Source organism: Microvirga arvi, assembly GCF_016892765.1.
Taxonomy (GTDB): Bacteria; Pseudomonadota; Alphaproteobacteria; order Rhizobiales; family Beijerinckiaceae; genus Microvirga; species Microvirga arvi.
The window spans coordinates 1-765 of sequence record NZ_JAFEMD010000215.1; the positions used below are offsets into that span (position 1 = coordinate 1).

The following is a 765-nucleotide window of genomic DNA, read 5'->3' on the forward strand; positions in this document are numbered from 1 at the left end:
CAATCGACGCCTGGGAGAGCTATCTTGAGCTGGCATGAGGATATGGCCCGCGTGGCCGCGGACGTCGCGCCGATCCCCCGTGGCGATGATGATGGGCCTATCTTCCACGAGCCGTGGGAGGCGCAGGCCTTCGCCATGACGCTGGCTCTCTACGAGCAGGGGCTGTTTACCTGGCCAGAGTGGGCTGCCGCACTCTCGGCGGCGATCAAGCAGGCCCAGACGGCAGGGGATTGCGACGACGGCACGACCTACTATCAGCACTGGCTATCTGCGATTGAGCAGTTGGCCAGTGACAGGGGCATTGCAAGTGGACAGGCCCTAGCAGAACGAAGGGACGCGTGGGATCGGGCAGCACACGCGACGCCGCATGGTCAACCGATTTTGCTCGCGAACGATCCACTCCGATAAGCTGCGAGCCAGGACCACGTGCAAGGCGATGCCGCTGTGCGTCAGGAACAGACCTCAACATGAAGGGATGCACCCATTCCCTAAAGAGCCTCGGGTGATACCCTGCACCCAACTCCCATATCACGGCGCCAAGGCTATCTCAGTCGCTGCTGACAGCCTTCAGCAACCATGCTCACGCCTGCAGCGACTTATAGCAAGGTTTCCGCTTTCGCGAGCAAAGCCGACATTCAGGCCACCACGGTCTGGGTCTCGCTTTGACCGAGGTCGTGTGGAAACGTGATTTTGAGCGACGTGCGTTGACGGTTGTTTGGGCGTGATCCGCGGCGGCAAGAGGGCTCAGGCTGCCAGAGCCTTCAG

1 protein-coding gene is annotated in these 765 nt (G+C 61.4%); it reads left to right on the top strand.

The window, feature by feature from the left end:
- Positions 1-42 precede the first annotated feature (42 nt).
- The gene (locus tag ILT44_RS30585) at positions 43-408 is read left to right on the top strand and encodes a nitrile hydratase accessory protein (RefSeq protein ID WP_239468657.1); all 366 of its coding nucleotides are present in this window, start codon (positions 43-45) and stop codon (positions 406-408) included.
- Positions 409-765: the final 357 nt, after the last annotated feature.